Annotated in this window: 16 protein-coding genes and 1 other annotated feature; of the genes, 3 read left to right on the top strand and 13 right to left on the bottom strand. The window is 27.9% G+C overall.

Annotated elements, in window-relative coordinates:
- Positions 1 to 1,192: ABC transporter substrate-binding protein (locus tag Q5F54_RS03685; RefSeq protein ID WP_302333980.1), on the bottom strand; the 1,192-nt coding region annotated here is incomplete at its 3' end.
- Positions 1,193 to 1,296: 104 nt separating this feature from the next.
- Positions 1,297 to 2,253: a UV DNA damage repair endonuclease UvsE gene (uvsE, locus tag Q5F54_RS03680; protein ID WP_281537908.1), complete on the bottom strand. Its 957-nt coding sequence runs from the start codon at positions 2,251 to 2,253 to the stop codon at positions 1,297 to 1,299.
- A gap of 172 nt (positions 2,254 to 2,425) precedes the next feature.
- Here uvsE and Q5F54_RS03675 point away from each other — a divergent pair, with 172 nt between their 5' ends.
- Positions 2,426 to 3,997: a polysaccharide biosynthesis C-terminal domain-containing protein gene (locus Q5F54_RS03675; protein WP_281537909.1), complete on the top strand. Its 1,572-nt coding sequence runs from the start codon at positions 2,426 to 2,428 to the stop codon at positions 3,995 to 3,997.
- A gap of 94 nt (positions 3,998 to 4,091) precedes the next feature.
- Here the strand turns inward: Q5F54_RS03675 and Q5F54_RS03670 are convergent, their stop codons facing one another.
- The 6 genes from Q5F54_RS03670 to Q5F54_RS03645 all read right to left on the bottom strand — a co-directional run bounded on the left by Q5F54_RS03670 (position 4,092) and on the right by Q5F54_RS03645 (position 9,785).
- Entirely contained in the window at positions 4,092 to 4,955 is an 864-nt protein-coding gene (locus Q5F54_RS03670; RefSeq protein ID WP_281537910.1) for an alpha/beta hydrolase, read from the bottom strand.
- A gap of 160 nt (positions 4,956 to 5,115) precedes the next feature.
- On the bottom strand, positions 5,116 to 5,538 hold the full coding sequence (locus Q5F54_RS03665; RefSeq protein ID WP_281537911.1) for a zinc ribbon domain-containing protein: 423 nt from the start codon (positions 5,536 to 5,538) through the stop codon (positions 5,116 to 5,118).
- A 23-nt stretch (positions 5,539 to 5,561) separates the two neighbouring features.
- Positions 5,562 to 6,872: a hypothetical protein gene (locus tag Q5F54_RS03660; protein WP_288305607.1), complete on the bottom strand. Its 1,311-nt coding sequence runs from the start codon at positions 6,870 to 6,872 to the stop codon at positions 5,562 to 5,564.
- 241 nt (positions 6,873 to 7,113) lie between these two features.
- The gene (locus Q5F54_RS03655) at positions 7,114 to 7,869 is read right to left on the bottom strand and encodes an ABC transporter ATP-binding protein (protein ID WP_071121430.1); all 756 of its coding nucleotides are present in this window, start codon (positions 7,867 to 7,869) and stop codon (positions 7,114 to 7,116) included.
- A 4-nt stretch (positions 7,870 to 7,873) separates the two neighbouring features.
- Positions 7,874 to 8,890, bottom strand: coding sequence for an iron ABC transporter permease (locus Q5F54_RS03650; RefSeq protein ID WP_281537913.1), 1,017 nt, complete (start codon positions 8,888 to 8,890; stop codon positions 7,874 to 7,876).
- Positions 8,880 to 9,785, bottom strand: a complete 906-nt coding sequence (locus Q5F54_RS03645) for an ABC transporter substrate-binding protein (protein ID WP_281537914.1) — start codon at positions 9,783 to 9,785, stop codon at positions 8,880 to 8,882. Before Q5F54_RS03645 ends, Q5F54_RS03650 begins: the two co-directional genes overlap by 11 nt.
- 225 nt (positions 9,786 to 10,010) lie before the next feature.
- On the opposite strand from Q5F54_RS03645, the gene Q5F54_RS03640 reads away from it, so the two are divergent.
- The gene (locus tag Q5F54_RS03640; RefSeq protein WP_071121067.1) at positions 10,011 to 10,196 is read left to right on the top strand and encodes a hypothetical protein; all 186 of its coding nucleotides are present in this window, start codon (positions 10,011 to 10,013) and stop codon (positions 10,194 to 10,196) included.
- 87 nt (positions 10,197 to 10,283) lie between these two features.
- Here the strand turns inward: Q5F54_RS03640 and Q5F54_RS03635 are convergent, their stop codons facing one another.
- Together Q5F54_RS03635 and asnS are read right to left on the bottom strand one after the other, a co-directional pair.
- Positions 10,284 to 10,931, bottom strand: coding sequence for a hemolysin III family protein (locus tag Q5F54_RS03635; RefSeq protein ID WP_071121068.1), 648 nt, complete (start codon positions 10,929 to 10,931; stop codon positions 10,284 to 10,286).
- A 226-nt stretch (positions 10,932 to 11,157) separates the two neighbouring features.
- Positions 11,158 to 12,558: an asparagine--tRNA ligase gene (gene asnS, locus Q5F54_RS03630; RefSeq protein ID WP_281537915.1), complete on the bottom strand. Its 1,401-nt coding sequence runs from the start codon at positions 12,556 to 12,558 to the stop codon at positions 11,158 to 11,160.
- Positions 12,559 to 12,713: 155 nt separating this feature from the next.
- Positions 12,714 to 12,948: a binding site (T-box leader), on the bottom strand.
- 111 nt (positions 12,949 to 13,059) lie between these two features.
- On the opposite strand from asnS, the gene Q5F54_RS03625 reads away from it, so the two are divergent.
- Positions 13,060 to 13,458, top strand: a complete 399-nt coding sequence (locus Q5F54_RS03625; protein WP_288247955.1) for a hypothetical protein — start codon at positions 13,060 to 13,062, stop codon at positions 13,456 to 13,458.
- An 85-nt stretch (positions 13,459 to 13,543) separates the two neighbouring features.
- On the opposite strand, the gene Q5F54_RS03620 is transcribed toward Q5F54_RS03625, so the two are convergent.
- From Q5F54_RS03620 to Q5F54_RS03610, 3 genes are all read right to left on the bottom strand, one after another.
- Positions 13,544 to 15,175 carry an amidohydrolase gene (locus Q5F54_RS03620; RefSeq protein WP_288525756.1) on the bottom strand — a complete coding sequence of 544 codons (1,632 nt, stop codon included), beginning with the start codon at positions 15,173 to 15,175 and terminating at the stop codon, positions 13,544 to 13,546.
- 99 nt (positions 15,176 to 15,274) lie between these two features.
- On the bottom strand, positions 15,275 to 16,636 hold the full coding sequence (locus Q5F54_RS03615) for an alanine:cation symporter family protein (protein ID WP_281537918.1): 1,362 nt from the start codon (positions 16,634 to 16,636) through the stop codon (positions 15,275 to 15,277).
- Positions 16,637 to 16,783: 147 nt separating this feature from the next.
- The coding region (locus tag Q5F54_RS03610) for a hypothetical protein (RefSeq protein ID WP_302333979.1) at positions 16,784 to 17,585 on the bottom strand (802 nt) is incomplete at its 5' end.

The raw sequence follows: 17,585 nt of genomic DNA, 5'->3' as shown, positions 1-17,585 counted from the left end.
TAAATACCCATGGCATAGTTTTTTTTTTTTTTTCATAATTTAATACTTCTGCTGATAATGGATCCTTTGGTTGTAATTCATCACTTTCATATCCTTTAAATGCTGGTATAAAATTAAAGTCATTTATTATCATTTCTTTACCTTCATCAGAAGTATATAGCCAATTTAAGAAATCTTTAGCTGCATCTTTTTCTGCATCTGATTCATCTTTATTTATAGACCAATACATTGGAACACCTACTGGTATAGAGTCTTCTTTAACTCCCTTAAGTGGCATTGGTAATATTCCTGAGTTAGCTGCTATATCAGCATTTACTCCTTCTATTCCTCCATATGCCCAGTTACCCATTTGAACCATAGCTACTTTACCAGTTGAGTATTTTTGCTCTATTTGCATAGCATAGTCAACAGAGTTTATAGATCCTTTTTTACCATCTGGCATAAATGCATAGTCAGCTTGTAAATCTAATAATTCTTTTAATTCTTTATTGTATATAAAGTTTAAGCTCTTAGCTTCATAGGCTTGCTTTCCACTTTCAAATTCATTTCCTAATGCAACATTTAGTAAGTGAAGTCCTGTTACCCATTTTTCTTTTCCTGGAACTGCAAATACTGCTTCAATCCCTAATTCATCTTTTTTAGAATCTAATGTCTTAACAGCATTTTCTAATGCTTCATAAGAAGTTATAGTTGCTGGGTCAATACCTGCTTTTTCAAATATTTCTTTGTTATATATAAATCCATATCCTTCTTGGTTAAAAGGCATACCAAATACACCTTCATCATTTGTTACTGAACCTAATGTACCATCAAATGCCTCATTAACCCAAGGTTGATCTGATAAGTCCTCTAATTTAGATGTCCAGTCTTCAACATCCTGTGGTCCACCAATATTAAATATAGTAGGTTCTTGACCTGATTGGAATTTAGATCTTAATGCAGCACCGTAGTCATTTCCCCCTCCTACAGTTTCTATATTTATATCTACATTAGGATTTTTCTCCTCATAAACTTTTGCTGCTTTTTCTAGTGCATCTTTAGCCTCTACTTTAAATTGGAATATATCTACTACAACCTTGTCTCCTGAAGCATTCCCTGAACTATCGCCTCCATTTGAGCTACTACATCCAACTACACTTGTACCTACTAATACTGTTACAGTTAATAAACTTAAGATTCTTTTTAATCCCATTTTTAATCCCCCTATTCTTTTCAGAGCAATCGATTGCACTGTTTATATTTTTATAGTAGCACAATATATATCATCTGTGCAATCGTTTTTCTAAAATATTTTAATTATATTTCAAAAGTGCTGTTGTCTATAAATTTTATATCTTTAGTTATATGCTTTAAATCTTTGACTAATGTGTTAAGAGTTATATCTTTTTTCTTAGCTTCAAGCATAACATCAAAATCCTTATTAACACTTTCTTTAGCCTTATATATAAACTCTAAAAACTTTTTTGCATCTATAAAATCTGCATGTTTTCTATCATTTTCAAATTCCCTAGGACTTGAAAAATGTATTTTAGGTGGTAGTTTTTCCTCTTCCCAAGTACTAAATACTTTTGGTAATAAGCTTTTAATATCTTCTTCACAGCTGTTACAATTATGATGATGTACATCAAGCACCATTGGTAATTTTGTCTGTTTACAAATCTTTAACACTTCTTCTGCATTAAAGGTTTTATCATCATTTTCAAGTATTAATCTATTAGTTATTCTCTGAGGAAATTTTTTTAAATTATATATAAATCTATCTGATGCAAGATCCTTTCCTCCTTTAGCACCACCTATGTGTATTACCATTTTTCCATCCTCATAATTCATAGCTTCAAATAAATCAACTTGCATATTAAGAGTTCTTAAAGTATTTTCAACTACACTTTCTTTATCACTATTTATAACATTAAATTGATCAGGATGAGCATCAACTCTTAAATTATTATCTTTTATCAACTTTCCGATATATTCTAAATCTTTTTTAAAATACTTTAAATAATCCCACATTACATCAGAGTGAGTTGCTAAAGGTATAAAATTTGATGTCATTCTATAAAAATGTATATTATTTTCTATATTATATCCAAGTATTTTTTCAAGTGCTTCTATATTAGAGTAAGTTACTTCTTTAAGTTTTTTTAATCTATTTTCTTCATCCATTTTTAAATATCGTGAGTATGTCAATGTAGATGATGATGTAACTTTATCTAAATTTAATGCTATTGCTACATATCCTAGTCTTATTCTCATTTTAGGTTCTCCTTATTGTTTAGTCATTAGTATTTTTAGTACTATCTAATATTCATATTCATGTGATTTTTTCTTCAATATTAAAAATTTTTATTTAAATAATATTTAGTAACTTTTTTTCATATATATGAACATGCTATATATTTAAACAATTTATATTAGGAGAAAAACTATGAAGAGAAAAAAATTAATACTGAATGCGTTTATTCTGACATTTGCAACAATGATGATAGGATTTGTAAGCACGTCATTTAGAGTATATCTATCTAATAAAATCGGTTCAGAAGGTATAGGACTTTATCAACTTATAATGAGCATACATGTAATGACAACTACTTTAGCTGTATCTGGAATTAGAGTAACAACTACTCGTCTTATAGCTGAAGAACTTGGAAGATCTAATATAAAAAATATTAAATCAATTTTAAGAAAATCAATACTATATAGTTTACTTTTTAGTACTACAACATTTTTACTTGTTTATAACTTTGCAGATATAATAGCTCTTAAATGGATAGGTGATTCTCGAGCTATAATACCTATAAAAATATTATCTTGCAGCCTACTATTTATAGGAATTAGTGCTTGCTTCCATGGTTATTTTTATGGAATGAGAAAAATAATAAAGAGTGTTTCCTCTGATATAGTTGAAGTTGGAACAATGATGATAATTATTATTTCATTTATGGGAATATGCTTACCTAAAGGCCTAAACTTTACTTGTGCTTTAATTGCCATTGGAACAAGTCTTGGTAATATAGCTTCTGCTATTTATTTTTGCATATTATTTTTATTTGAAAAAAAATCTGGATATAAAAGCGGATATAGTAGAAATAATAAATATAGTTTTTTTAAGATTTTCTCTATATCTTTCCCTATAGCATGTAGCTCTTATATCCAAACAGGACTTAAAACTATTGAAGATTTGTTAATACCAGATGCACTTAGAAGATATGGTTCTTCAACAGCTTCATCATTATCTATATTTGGTATGATAAAAGGAATGGCACTGCCTATTTTAAATTTTCCATCAATATTTTTAGCATCATTTTCAACTCTTATAATACCTGAAATTGCTGAAGCAAATGCACTTAATCAACATAAAAGAGTTATATATATAATATCTAAAGTATTTAAATTTACATTATTAATTGCCGTATTTGCATCCGGATTATTTATGATATTCTCTAATGAATTAGGATTAGCAATATATAATGATACTCAAGTTGGATTAATTATGAAAATATTAGCCCCTCTTATACCATTTATGTATTTAGACAGAATAGTTGATGGAAGCTTAAATGCTCTAGATTATCAAATGAGTACATTAAAGTTTAACTTAATTGATATGACTGTAAGAATATTTTTAATACTATACTTGATACCTAAAAAGGGTATAGAAGGATTTATTATAGTTTTATTTGTAGGAACCCTTCTTAACGCTTCTTTAAGTATACATAAGTTATTAAAGGTTACTAATATACAATTTAAACTATTAGATTGGATTATAAAACCTGGATTTTGTATAACTCTTGCTGGATACTGTATAAAATATGGTCTAGCTTACATTAATTTAAATTTACATATTTCTATTCAAATAGTATTAACTATATCATTATATTTTGTTTTACTTATATTATCTAAATGTATAACTAGAGAAGATATATCCTGGTTTATTGAAGATTTTAAGGCTGAACCAATATGTGTAGAATGGAATGATTTAAGTATATATAAAAGACTTTAAAATTCGCTATGCTTAAACAAAATATTGGTAAATCACTTCTTCCACATCCGTTATTTAAAATATATAAATAATTAAGGCTACCAAATTGGTAGCCCTAATTATTATCTATATTTTTAAGTAATTTAACTATACTATTTAATGTAATATTTAATTGTTTTTCTTCACTTATTAATGCATCATAGTCGCCTTTTTGCTTTCCGTAATCACCAAACTGAGCATGATTTGCACCTTCTATTTCTACATAAGTTGTATCTTCTGGTAATTTATCTTTTGATTCGATAAGATTTTCAAATTTTATAACTCCATCCTTACTTCCCCATATAGAAACTACTTCTTTTCTTAATTGTTTAAGATCATCATTTGATGGATATGATGCAAGAAGTACTACTCCATCTACATTTTTATTCTTTGCTGCAAATCTAGATGCAACAACACCTCCTAATGAATGACCTCCTACAACCCAAGATTTTATATGATCGTGTTCTTTTATAACTTTCTCAGCTTTGTTAGGAGCTAGCATAGCAAAGTTTAAAGGCATATCAAGTATAATTACTTCATATCCATTTTCTGCTATTGCCTTACATAGTGGTGCATATGCTTTTGCATCTACTTTCGCTCCAGGGTATAATATAAATCCTTTAGTTGCCTCTTTTCCTTTTGGAGTAAAAGTTATATTTCCATCTACAGTTACTTCTACCTTATTATCACTAACTAATGAATCTAGTGCTAGTTGTCCTGGTTTATAAGATGTTCCTATCCAATTAATAATCCCTACTAAAAAAACTATAACTAATATACTTAAGCCAATTTTTATATTTTTTTTGATTCTATATTCTTTATGTTTAATTATTTCTTCATTTTCATCATCTTCATCTTTCAATAGAGGCCTTTGAAGTTCCATAGTTATACTAAACGTATCCTCTAAGTTAGTGTGTTTTTTCTCTACTTTTTCTGCCATACTCTCCCTCCATAAATCTAAAATACTATATTATAGTTTACCATACATAAAAATTTTTTTCATTAAAATTAAGTTTCAAATTCATTACAAAAAGCTATGTACAAATTTTGTACATAGCTTTTTTCTTTAGTTAAATTTAATTATTTTCTTATAAGATAAATTATAATTTAATTCCACAGCAAGCACAGTAAACAGAATCTTCTTCATTTAATGAATTACATCTTGTACATTCAATTAAATAATTATCTTCTATTTCTACTTTCTTGCCACAAGATCCACAAAAATTATTTTCAGAGTTTAGTATGCTTCCACACTCACATACTAGATCTTTTGATTTTTCTTCTAATTTTTTTATTCTTAGATTATTATTATATATTAACTTATCTATCTCTAAAATTTCATTACATATATTATCAAAGCTATCGTCTATTATTATTTCATTTCTTATTTTTTCATATGTCATTATACCCATATCTAATAATAAATTAGCCTTTTTTATTTGTGCATTTTCTATTTCCATATATATATCATTTTTTTCATTTTCTATTTTATTTCTTGAAAACTTATTACTTATATTTTGCATATTAACATACTCTCCATTTCTGATTATTCAAAATCACTTAATGTATATCCTATTTTTAGTATTATATAGCTATATATAAAAGATATTATCAATGCAGTAAATATACCTGATCCCATAAATATATTACCTAGATAACTGTTCATTTGTAGTAAAGGCATATTTCCTCCTACATATATAACACTAAATGATGATAAGATTGTAATGATTATAGAATAACAAATACTAAAAATTAACACTATGTTAGATGAGCTATTTTTAAATTTCTTTCTTAAATTATATCCTGTAAGTATAAGCACTAATAATGATAAAAATATTATAGATATAAGCATTAACTTTGTATCAAATAATAAGTCTCCATTTATTATACTTAAAATTGATAATTTATTGCTGCCTATTGTTGTAGGTACAATATTTGCAAATGCTAGTATATATGATGCTAGCTGACTAAGTATAAAAGTAGTATTTCTACTGTAATTATATAATCCAAGTTCATATAAATAACTATTATCAACTATAGAAATACCTAAAAGAATTACAAATACTGCTATATATAAAATTAATATAGTATTTATAGCTTTCTTAAGTATATCTAAGTAAATATTTTGTCCAAAGTATTTTTTCTTATATCCTATTAAATACGTAGATATAAATCCTAAAATAAATCCATTTAAAAATAATTCTAGTATATTATATCTATATGAAACTGCTAGTCCATAATTAATCATTTGCGAAATGCTAGATGATGTAGATGAAAATATACTTATTATTACTAGCATAAGTCCATATGTAGCACCAACACCTACTGAATTATGTAAAATATCTTGAGCCTTTTTATTTTTTATAAATATTACACTAGATAGTAAAAGTGCAAATAAAGGAATTAACCCAATTAATAACACTCCTAGATGTATACTAACACTTCCTGAATTCATCATTGTTGACGCATTTAAATTTATAGTACCTAAATTTATCCCAAGTATTATATGTAGTGGATTTATAAAGTTTATTAATTCTCCAAGATTGAAGCTCATTAATAATTTTAATCCTAAAGAGATTAAGAATAATATTGCAACTGAAGTTACAGATGTTAATAATATAGGCTTTATATCTCCCTTAAAAGCCTTTATAATTTTTCCTTTTTTTGAAGTCTCTACTTCATCTAAAGATTTCCCACAAGATTTACAATATAGGCCTTCATTATTTTCAGTTTCACAATGACCACATACTGATTTTTGTTTTAATGTTATTTTATCTCTTAAAATATCTTGTGCATTTTTTCCATCCTCTGTAGAATAATTTAAATATGTTTTATTCTTATTATCCAATTTTTTCATCTTCCGTCCTTTCCTGTATTCATATAAATAAATTATATATTAATACCTAAAACTTATCTATAGTATAAGTATTCCATTGAAAAAATTTCACATAAAATTCATTTTTCCCATCTAAAATATCCTATATCTTCATATTAATTTCTAATACCAGACTTAAAGTATTAAAATATACCACTACAATATATATAAATAAAGGTTATAAACTATAGAATTTATATCTATAATTTATAACCTTTATTATTTATTCCCATTTATTTAATATATTTTTCATAAAGCTTTTTATATCTATATCATATACATTCTTTAACTTATCATCATTAAGTACTTCCATAGATGTTCCTTCAGATACAATATTACCATTATCTAACATAATAACTTTATCAGCAAAATAGTGAACTAAATTTAAATCATGTAAAACGCCTATAACAATTTTTTTATTAGTTTTAGCCCATGTTTTTACATGTTCTAATAATTCTACTTGATATTTAAAATCTAGATGATTAGTTGGTTCATCAAGAAGTATTATATCTGGATTTTGAGCAAACAATTTAGCTAAAAATACTCTTTGTATTTGACCTCCAGATAATTCTGTTATCATTTTATCTCTGTACTCCGTTAACCCTACTTTTTCTATGCTATCTAGAATTATTTTCACATCTTCCTTAGATAATGAGCTAAAAGCTCCTTTTAAGTATGGGTATCTACCAAGAGATACAGTTTCATAAACAGTATAAGGAAAATGAATCTCTGACAATTGACTCATTAAACCTACTTTTTGTGCAAAACTTTTTCTTTCATATTTATTAGAATCTACACCATCAAATTTTATTGTGCCTCTATATTCTATTAAATTTGCAATGGATTTTAATAATGTACTTTTACCACAACCATTAGGGCCTATTATAAATAAAATCTCACCTTTATCTACCTGTAAGTTTACGTTTTTTATTATATCTACACCATTATAACCACTATAAAGTTCCTTTATTTTTAACATACCATCACCTTTTATTTTTAAAATAGATATATGCAAAGAATGGAGCTCCAATTAATGCTGTTACCGCACCTACTGGAAGTTCTGATGGTACAACTACAGTTCTAGCAATCAAGTCTGATATTACCATTAAACATCCTCCAAATACAAAGGACATTGGTATTACGTATTTATGTTTCGATCCAAATACGCGTCTAACAACATGAGGTGCAATTAAATCTATAAATCCTATAGTTCCACTTAAAGATATTGCCCCACCCGTTAGTATTGCAGAAAAAATAAAAAGATTTCGTTTTATTTTTGATACATCTACACCTGTTGCTTTTGCTTGCTCTTCTCCAAATGTCATTATATCCATTTCTCTAGTAAATCTTATTACGCCTAACATACCGATTATGAGAAATGGAAGTATGAGCTGTACATAACTCCATCCCTTCATAGAAAAAGTTCCCATCTGCCAAAGAGTTATACTTTTCATATCTTCTGAAAATAATGCGGTAAGCGTTGTAAGTATTGCATTTACAAACAATGAAAATACCATTCCCGATAATATAATTGTATTATTTGACATAGTCCTATCTATTGTAGAAGAAAAAACTATAACTATATATACTGTTGCTAAACCAAATAAAAAGCCTACTAATGGAAGTGTAAAACTTCCAATTATAGGCATAGATATTCCAGTTACTATAATTAATCCTGCACCTAGAGATGCCCCTGATGATACCCCTAGAGTATATGGTGATGCTAGTTGGTTTTTCAAAATAGATTGAACCACTGCACCACTTGTAGCTAAGCATCCTCCAACAAAAAATGCAAGCAATACTCTAGGTAATCTCAGTTTCCAAACAATACCAACATTTTTAATCTCTAATCCATCTCTTAGTGGAATATTTAATATTTTATTTGATAGTATTGATAATGTATCTAAAAAATTAATATTGGAACTTCCTACGGAAATTCCAATACATATTATTATTAAAGCTAATAAAACACTAATTATTACCTTATGTTTATTTTTCATAATGTTCTGGATATACAGCCTTAGCCATTTGTTCTAAAGCTTTAATTACATTTTGAGATGGACGTGAAGATGCATTTTGATCTACTAAATAAACTTCATTATTTTTTATTGCATTTATATTTTCCCAAGCATCTCTAGATTTTATTTCCTCTGTAGGATTCTCCATATATCCTGCATTAGTTATTATTACATCTGGATTTGCATCTATTATAGCTTCAGCTGTTGGAGATATCCATCCTTCTTCATTTTCAAATATATTTTTTGCTCCAATTATTTCTATCATTTCATTTAAGAAAGTAGATTTCCCAAAACTAGATAAATATGGTGCTGGTGATATTTCAAAATATACTGATTTTTTATCAGTTATTGTATCACCTATAGCTTTTATTTCTTCTACTTGTGCTTTCATATCATCTACTATTTCTTTACCTTTTGACCTTTCATTTACAACATCAGCAATAAACTCTATATCTTTGTATATTCCATCTATACTGTCACTACTCGGTATGTAAACTACTGGTATACCTGCTTCACTTATTGCTTTAAACGGATCTTCTACAGAACCAGTTTTGTTGTGTCCTGATGCTATAACAATATCTGGTTCTAAACCTATTATAGTTTCTGCATCTGGATTTAAAAAATCTATTTGTGGTAATTCTGTATTTATACCTTCTATATCAGTAGAATATTTATCTATAGCTACTAGTTTATCTCCTAAACCTAATGCCATTAATACTTCTGTATTTGAAGGAGCTGTAGATATTATTTTTTCTATTTTGGTCGGTATATTTACCTCTGTACCCTCTCTATCTGTAACCATTCTATCTGTTTGAGAACTACATCCTGATAGTACAAATATTGATAATGTCATAATTAATGCTAATATTTTTTTCATTTCAACCTCCTATAATCTTTTATTGTTACTATAACATATAGTTAAGTATAAATTTTATTATATGTACCATGTATACACTATGAAATAACATTATATCAAAAAAGTATCATGATTGCATCATAATTACATTAAAATTAAGTTAAGAAAATATATACTTATGAGATTATATAGAGATAAATGGCATTATAATTTTTATCATATCTACAAATATTAGAACAAAATGGTATGTTCATTTTTAATTATACACTAATATCATATATATTTGGATTAATAGTCAATAAATCTAGATTAATAGCAGGATGGATATTTACTATAATGTATGCTGTTATAGATTCTTATGGATTATTATATTCAGCTAGTTCAATAATAAATTTGAATAATAGTATGTGTGAAACTAAACAAGTAGCTTAAGCTATAAAATAATATATATTTAAACTTATATTTTAATAAAGCTAGTAAGTACTAATAACTATAGATATTAGTATTTACTAGCTTTTTTTATATTACATATTTAAATACAGCAAAAAAATGAGCTAAACTTCCTAACAAAATAAAAATATGAAATATTTCATGAAATCCTAAATTTTTAAACTTAAGAGCTCTAGGCTTAAGTCCATATATAACTGCACCTATAGTATAGAGTATCCCTCCTAATACTAATAAAGCTATTCCTCCTAATGCTATAGAATTATAAAGCGGAACTATTATAAATATAGATATCCAACCCATTCCTATATAAATACTTGTCGATATCCATCTAGGGCAGTTAAACCAAATCATTTTAAATAATACTCCGCATATAGCTATAGTGGATATTACACTAAATGTTATCCATCCTATAATACCTTTTAATCCAATCAAGCAAAATGGAGTATAAGAACCTGCTATAAGAATAAAAATCATAGAATGATCTATTTTTCTTAAAAAAGCAATTACATTATCAGACGATACTACTAAGTGATATGTTGCAGATGCAGAGTAAAGTAATATTAAACTAATCCCAAATATAATAACTGCAGCTATATTTATAATATTAGGACTAGTTAGTGTTGTCTTTATAACTAATGCCAAGAGACCTATAAAAGAAAGAATTGCACCACCTAAATGGGTAAATCCATTTATAGGCTCCCTAATATATGCTTTCATAAATTTCCCCCTATAAACTTTTTCACCAACAATTTATTCAGTCAACCGACCGATTTTATTAATATTGTATATTTATTTAAGGTAAAAGTCAATATAATATAAAATCGTATTGATGTTCATTTCACTTAATTTATAATAAAAAACACATTGAGTATTTCATCAATGTGTTTTTATTTAAAAGTAAATCTTCTATTAATAGAATTACTTCTGTAAATCTATTTAATTATTAGAATTCAGCATTTTTAGGAGTTCTTGGGAATGGTATAACGTCTCTTATGTTTTGCATTCCTGTTAAGTACATTAACATTCTTTCAAATCCTAAACCGAAACCAGAATGTGTAGCAGTACCGAACTTTCTAAGTTCTAAATACCACCAGTAATCTTCTTCATTTAATCCTAATTCTTTTATTCTATCTAATAATACATCGTATCTTTCTTCTCTTTGAGATCCACCTATTATTTCTCCTATACCAGGAACTAATAAGTCTGTAGCTCTAACAGTTTTTCCATCTGGATTTAATCTCATATAGAAAGCTTTTATATCTTTTGGATAATCAGTTACGAAAACTGGCCCTTTTATTATTTCTTCTGTTAAGTATCTTTCGTGCTCAGTTTGTAAGTCACATCCCCACTCAACTGGGAACTCAAACTTGTGTCCTGATTTTTGTAATAATTCTATAGCTTCTGTATATGGTAATCTCTTGAATTCAGAGTTTACAACACTTGTTAATCTTTCTATTAATCCTTTGTCAACAAAGTTGTTGAAGAATTCCATTTCTTCTGTGGCATTTTCCATTACATAGTTTATGATGTATTTTATCATATCTTCAGCTAATTCCATGTTGTCTTCTAAGTCTGCGAAAGCTATTTCTGGCTCTACCATCCAGAACTCAGATGCATGTTTAACTGTGTTAGAGTTTTCTGCTCTAAATGTTGGTCCAAATGTATAAACATTTCTAAATGCAAGTGCCATTATTTCAGCATTTAACTGACCACTAACTGTTAAGTTAGCTTCTTTTCCAAAGAAGTCTTTAGAATAATCTACATGTCCTTCTTCTGTTTTAGGTATATTGTTTAAATCCATAGTAGTTAATCTAAACATTTCCCCTGCACCTTCACAGTCACTTCCTGTTATTATTGGAGAGTGAGAATATACGAAGTTTCTATCTTGGAAGAACTTATGTATAGCATAAGCTGTTAAACTTCTTACTCTAAATACAGCAGAGAAAGTATTACTTCTTGGTCTTAAGTGAGCTATTGTTCTTAAGTACTCTAATGTATGTCTTTTCTTTTGTAATGGGTATGAGCTATCTGACTCACCTTCTAATATTATGTTAGTTGCTTGTATTTCAACTGGTTGCTTAGCACCTTCTGTACATACTAATTCCCCTTCAACAAGTATTGATGAACTTATTGGAAGTTTAGTTATCTCTTTGAAGTTTTCTAATTTTTCATCAGATAAAACTATTTGCATATTTTTGAAGAAACTTCCGTCATTTAATTCTACGAATCCGAAGTTTTTAGAAGCTCTAGATGTTCTTATCCATCCAGCTACTTTTACAGTTTTTCCTATGTATTCTTCTTTGTTTCTGTATAATTCTTTGATTGTTACAAATTGTTTTTGCATATTATTTTCCTCCTTTTGTTATTTTAATTTATATAATTTGATAATTTTTATATGGAAATTCGATTCATACTTTTTACTAATAATACTTAAAATGTATATAAGCTAAAGTATTACTAACTTTTTTGTATAAAAAAAGCCCTTCATCCCATATAACACAAAGGGACGAAAGACTGTTACTCTCGCGGTACCACCCTAATTGCCAATAAAAATTGACCTCTTAGTAAGCATTGCTTATAGTCTATAACGGGACCTCCCGTCTAAGCCTACTCTCTTGTGATTTCGGTTAGAGGCTCCAAGATGTTCTTCAGTATAATCTTCGTATTAGGCTCACACCTTCCCTAACTCGCTGTGACTACATAATATACTTACTCTTCTTTTCATAGCCTTTATTTTAATATTATTTCAATTATTAAAAATATTATACCAACTTGCAAATTTTAAGTCAACATGTTGTTTAAAAAACATATTATCTATTAATACTCCCATATAGGAGGTGATTTTTTGAAATATTTTTTATTATTTCTTATTATATTATCATTTATTGGTCCAGCTGTAGATGACAATAAATCTACAGGTGATGTTATAACGGATAGTATCTATAACTATATAACTTGTCTAGATAATACTGCTAATTATTTAGTTGATAATGTGTCCTTCTTTTCTAATATATCAGAAAAATTATATAAGGCTTCTTACGACTCTATAATGAAAAATAGAGTATTTCAATCACATCTAGTACAATCTGGCGAAACTTTAGATTCTATAATCCAATTGTATAATAATGATATTGATGATATAGAAACTTTTAGAAAGGTAGTATACAAAGAAAACCAAGATATAGTATCAAGCTCATATGATGTTAAAGCTGGTGAATATATACTTGTTCCTAGTGATAGATAAGTTAATGCCTCAAATAATATAAATCATTTGAGGCATTATATTTGTAATATATTGATTGTAAAACTCCTTAAAAGTTATCTTTTACTTATGCTTTAAATATTGTATTTCCTTCTTTTATAGTTTCTAGAACTTTTATAGTTTCTATCTCTTCTTTATCTATTGATAATATATCTTTATCAAGTATTACTAAATCCGCAAGCTTTCCTTCTTCTATAGAACCCTTTGTATCTTCTTCAAAGTATTGATAAGCTCCATTTATAGTAACTGCTTTTATAGCTTCCATTACCGGTATTCTTTGGTGTTCTCCTAGTACTCTACCAGATTCAGTTTTTCTATTAACTGCATTGTGTATAGCTAATATTTGATTAGGCATTTTTACTGGTGGGTCTTGATGTAAAGTGAATTTTATTCCTTTTTCTAAAGCCCATCCTATTGGAGATATATTTTGTGCTCTTTCCGGTCCAAATACTTGATCGTGGTGTAAATCCCCCCAGAATCTAACATGATCACAGAAGAATGTTGGTACAGCACCTAAAGCTTTTACTCTATCTAATTGATCATATCTTAAAGCTTGGCAGTGAACCATAACTGGTCTTAATTCTGTTCCATGACCTGTTATTTCAACAGCTTTTTCGTAACATCTTAAGAATTGCTCACAAGCTTCATCTCCGTTAACGTGTACATTAACTTGAACATTCATATTTATACAATCAACAAAGTATTGAGTTACAACTTCATCAGTTTGTGTTCCATATCCACAGTAATCTTTTGATTGTCCTTGAGGTACTTTGTAGTATGGTTTACTTAACCAGGCAGTAAATCCTTGTGGAGAACCATCTAACCAAGTTTTAGCTCCACCTAACTTGTAGTGATTAAAGTATTCTCTCTTTGGAGTACCCTCATCTTTCATTAAGTTTTTAGTTGATGGTTGAGTAGCAAGTCCTACTACATCTATTATTAACATATTATTTTGAGCACAAGCTCCTAATATGTGGTTATATCCATTAGCTTCTTCTACTGACGCATCTTGAGTTGTTGTTATCCCTAATGATGCATATATCTTTTGAGCTTTTACCATAGCTTTTAAGATTTCTTCAAATCCTGGTGCTTTTACAATCTTTTTCTTTTCACTATCTAATATAGCATTTTCCTCTAATACACCATTTGGCTCTTTAGAGTCAGGAGATACTGTTCTTACAACTCCACCTTCTGGAACTTCATAATCTTCTCCTACATATCCGTATAACTCTAATGCTTTAGAGTTTACAGCTGCTAAATGACCTGATGCATGAGATACTGATATAGGTATCTCTGTACTTACTTTATCTAAATCAAATTTAGTTGGATGTTCTCCATCTTCAAATTTAGTATTATCATATCCAAATCCTATTAACCAATTATCGCCACTTGGTGGATCATTTTTTAATGATTCTTCTAATCTAGCTAATAATTCTTCTTTAGACGTTACATCTCCTAATGTAACTATCATTAAAGTTTGTGCAACAGGAACTATGTGACCATGTGGATCTATAAATCCAGGAAGCATAGTTTTACCTTCTAAATCTATAACCTCAGTATCATTATCTTTTAAAGAAAGTATTTCTTCATTAGTTCCTACTTTTATAATTTTACCATCTTCGATAGCAACTGCTTGTACTACTTCTTCTTTGTTATTAACAGTTATCACATTACCATTAAAATAAAGTTTTTTAGTCATTTGGAATCATCTCCATTCAAATTAATAATTTTTTATAATTTAATACCTAAATCTTTTAAGATTAAATTTTTCCATTTTATTATGCAACAGTTTTCTTTATTAAGCAACAATCTTCTCTTTTTTATTACTTAACTTATAAACTTCCCAATGCTTAAATGTAAATATTGCTAATGCAGATACATTTATTCCAGAAAGCACAAATAATAATAAGTCAACTGCTTCAAACACAACATTTGCTCCAAATACAGCTAATGTTCCTGCAGATATTATTAAAACTAAGTATATTGCTATATTCTTATTTGCAGAATTATTTTTAAATAATTTTGTCGTATAGTAGAAAGATCCAAGTATAGTAGTTAAAGCTGATAATACTGTAAATGTACTTAATACTACTAATCCAAATATTCCAACTACATGTTCTGCAGTATTAAAGTATCCACCTAATCTAGTTACTGTATCAGCTGCAGTTCCATCAGTATTTAATAATGCTAAAGTTCCAACTTCTACTCCATAAGAAGCTATGTATGATGTTACAACTATAGAAACAAATATTGTTACTGCTGTTGGTATTAAAGATATCATTGCTGCTTCTCTTGGCTTTGAATCTGATTCTTGAGCTGCCATTGCAAGTGCTCCAAGGCCAGTTTCTGCTATTTGTATAACTTTTTGCATACCTAATATAAACCCTAATGGTACACCCATCATAGCATTTACTGGGTTTTTCATTCCTTCTATCATACCTTGGAAGAATGTTGGTATGTAATCATAAGTCTTAACAACAAATATTGTAAAGAATATGAAGTATCCTGCTACAGCTGTACCTATCATATAAGTCATATCACCCATAAATAATTCATGTTTTTTAGATAAAACTAAAGCTCCAACTACTAATATAACTGGAATAACTATGAATAAATATCTTTGAACTAATGATAGCTCTATTCCAAACTTATTGTTTAGTATAGTTGCTGCAACTGAGTCTATTCCACTAAATTGGAATCCACCAAATCCAAATACTGCTAAAGCTACGAAACATACTGCATATAAAATACCTAATTTAGGATTTATTAAATCTCCTATATATTCTTTTGGTGTTTTCCCCATTATTTTAGAGTTTAATGTTTCTGAGTAAGAAACTGGAAGCATTATTAATGAACCTATTAAAGCCCATATAGCCATAGCTTCTATATTTGCTTGTCCATTTGCTGATAGTTTTGATAATGCTCCTAAAACTCCTATTATAGCTCCTGTCCCTATCATGGCTCCTAATGATATAGAAGCTGGACCTATAACATTTTTTATATTTAATTTTGCTGGCTCTGTAGCCTTTTTCTGTATTATAACAATCGACCTGACAGCCATTATGGCTCCAACCACTAATATAAATGGTAAGAATACTGGCCATATTGCATCAGATACTTTTGTTATTAAATGTTCTACTTGTAATAATATATCGTGCATATCCGCTCTCCTTTTCTGAAAAGTTTTATATTTAGCGTGGTATAAGATTATCAATTTTTTATAACTTAAGTCAATGTATCATTTTCCTAGTTTTTTCTATTTTTCAACAAATTCTATTTTTCTTGAAAAATTCACTATTTAACTATATTATTCCAATTTTAAACTTTCATTTATAACTTTTGCACATGTTAGTATTTTTTCAATTCTCTCTAATATCTCGATTTTATTGCTTACTACTATCTCACTCTGTTTATTCCAAAGTATCTTAAAGAACTCATCACATATATGCTTAAACTCACTATCTTTTATAATTGCATAATCATTATGATCTTTTCTAGGGTTAATACTCATAATTTTTAAAGTTTTCGATAAGTATATTGAAGGATTTTGAGTATCTTTAAATACTTCTACGAAGTCTCCATCTATTAATTTAATTTCAACATTATCATATTCTTCTATTATCTTTTTAATATAATTTATATGTCTTTCTCTTTGTTCAAAAGTTAACTTTACAGGTATGTTAAAAAAGTTAAGTTCCCCTACTGAAATATACTTACTTATATTTAATTCATAAATGAGTACCTTTAACTTAGACTTATATATAACATTTTGTAAGAGCATATTTATTTTTTTTAATTCATCTAAAACCTCTTTATCATCTCCAAATATAGACTCTGCTATTTCTTCAAATAAATCATATGGCATAAAAAGTTCATTTATATGACCTATTAACCACCTTAAATCTTGGCCCATAATATACTGAAGATATGTTCTTTTTCTTATAATATCTAATGATGACTTTATCTCAAGTATAGGTTTTGCCTGATTTTTTAATATATCTTCTAAACTATAATAAATTTCATCCACTATATGCTTATCTTTTGACATATTTGTAAATAAACATTGTCTGTCTTTTGTATATACTGCAGCATGAAATATCCTATCCTTC

Source organism: uncultured Romboutsia sp., from assembly GCF_958366745.1.
Lineage (GTDB): Bacteria > Bacillota > Clostridia > Peptostreptococcales > Peptostreptococcaceae > Romboutsia > Romboutsia timonensis.
The sequence above is the reverse complement of the archived record's forward strand: the minus strand, read 5'-3'. Positions and strand labels throughout refer to the sequence as shown.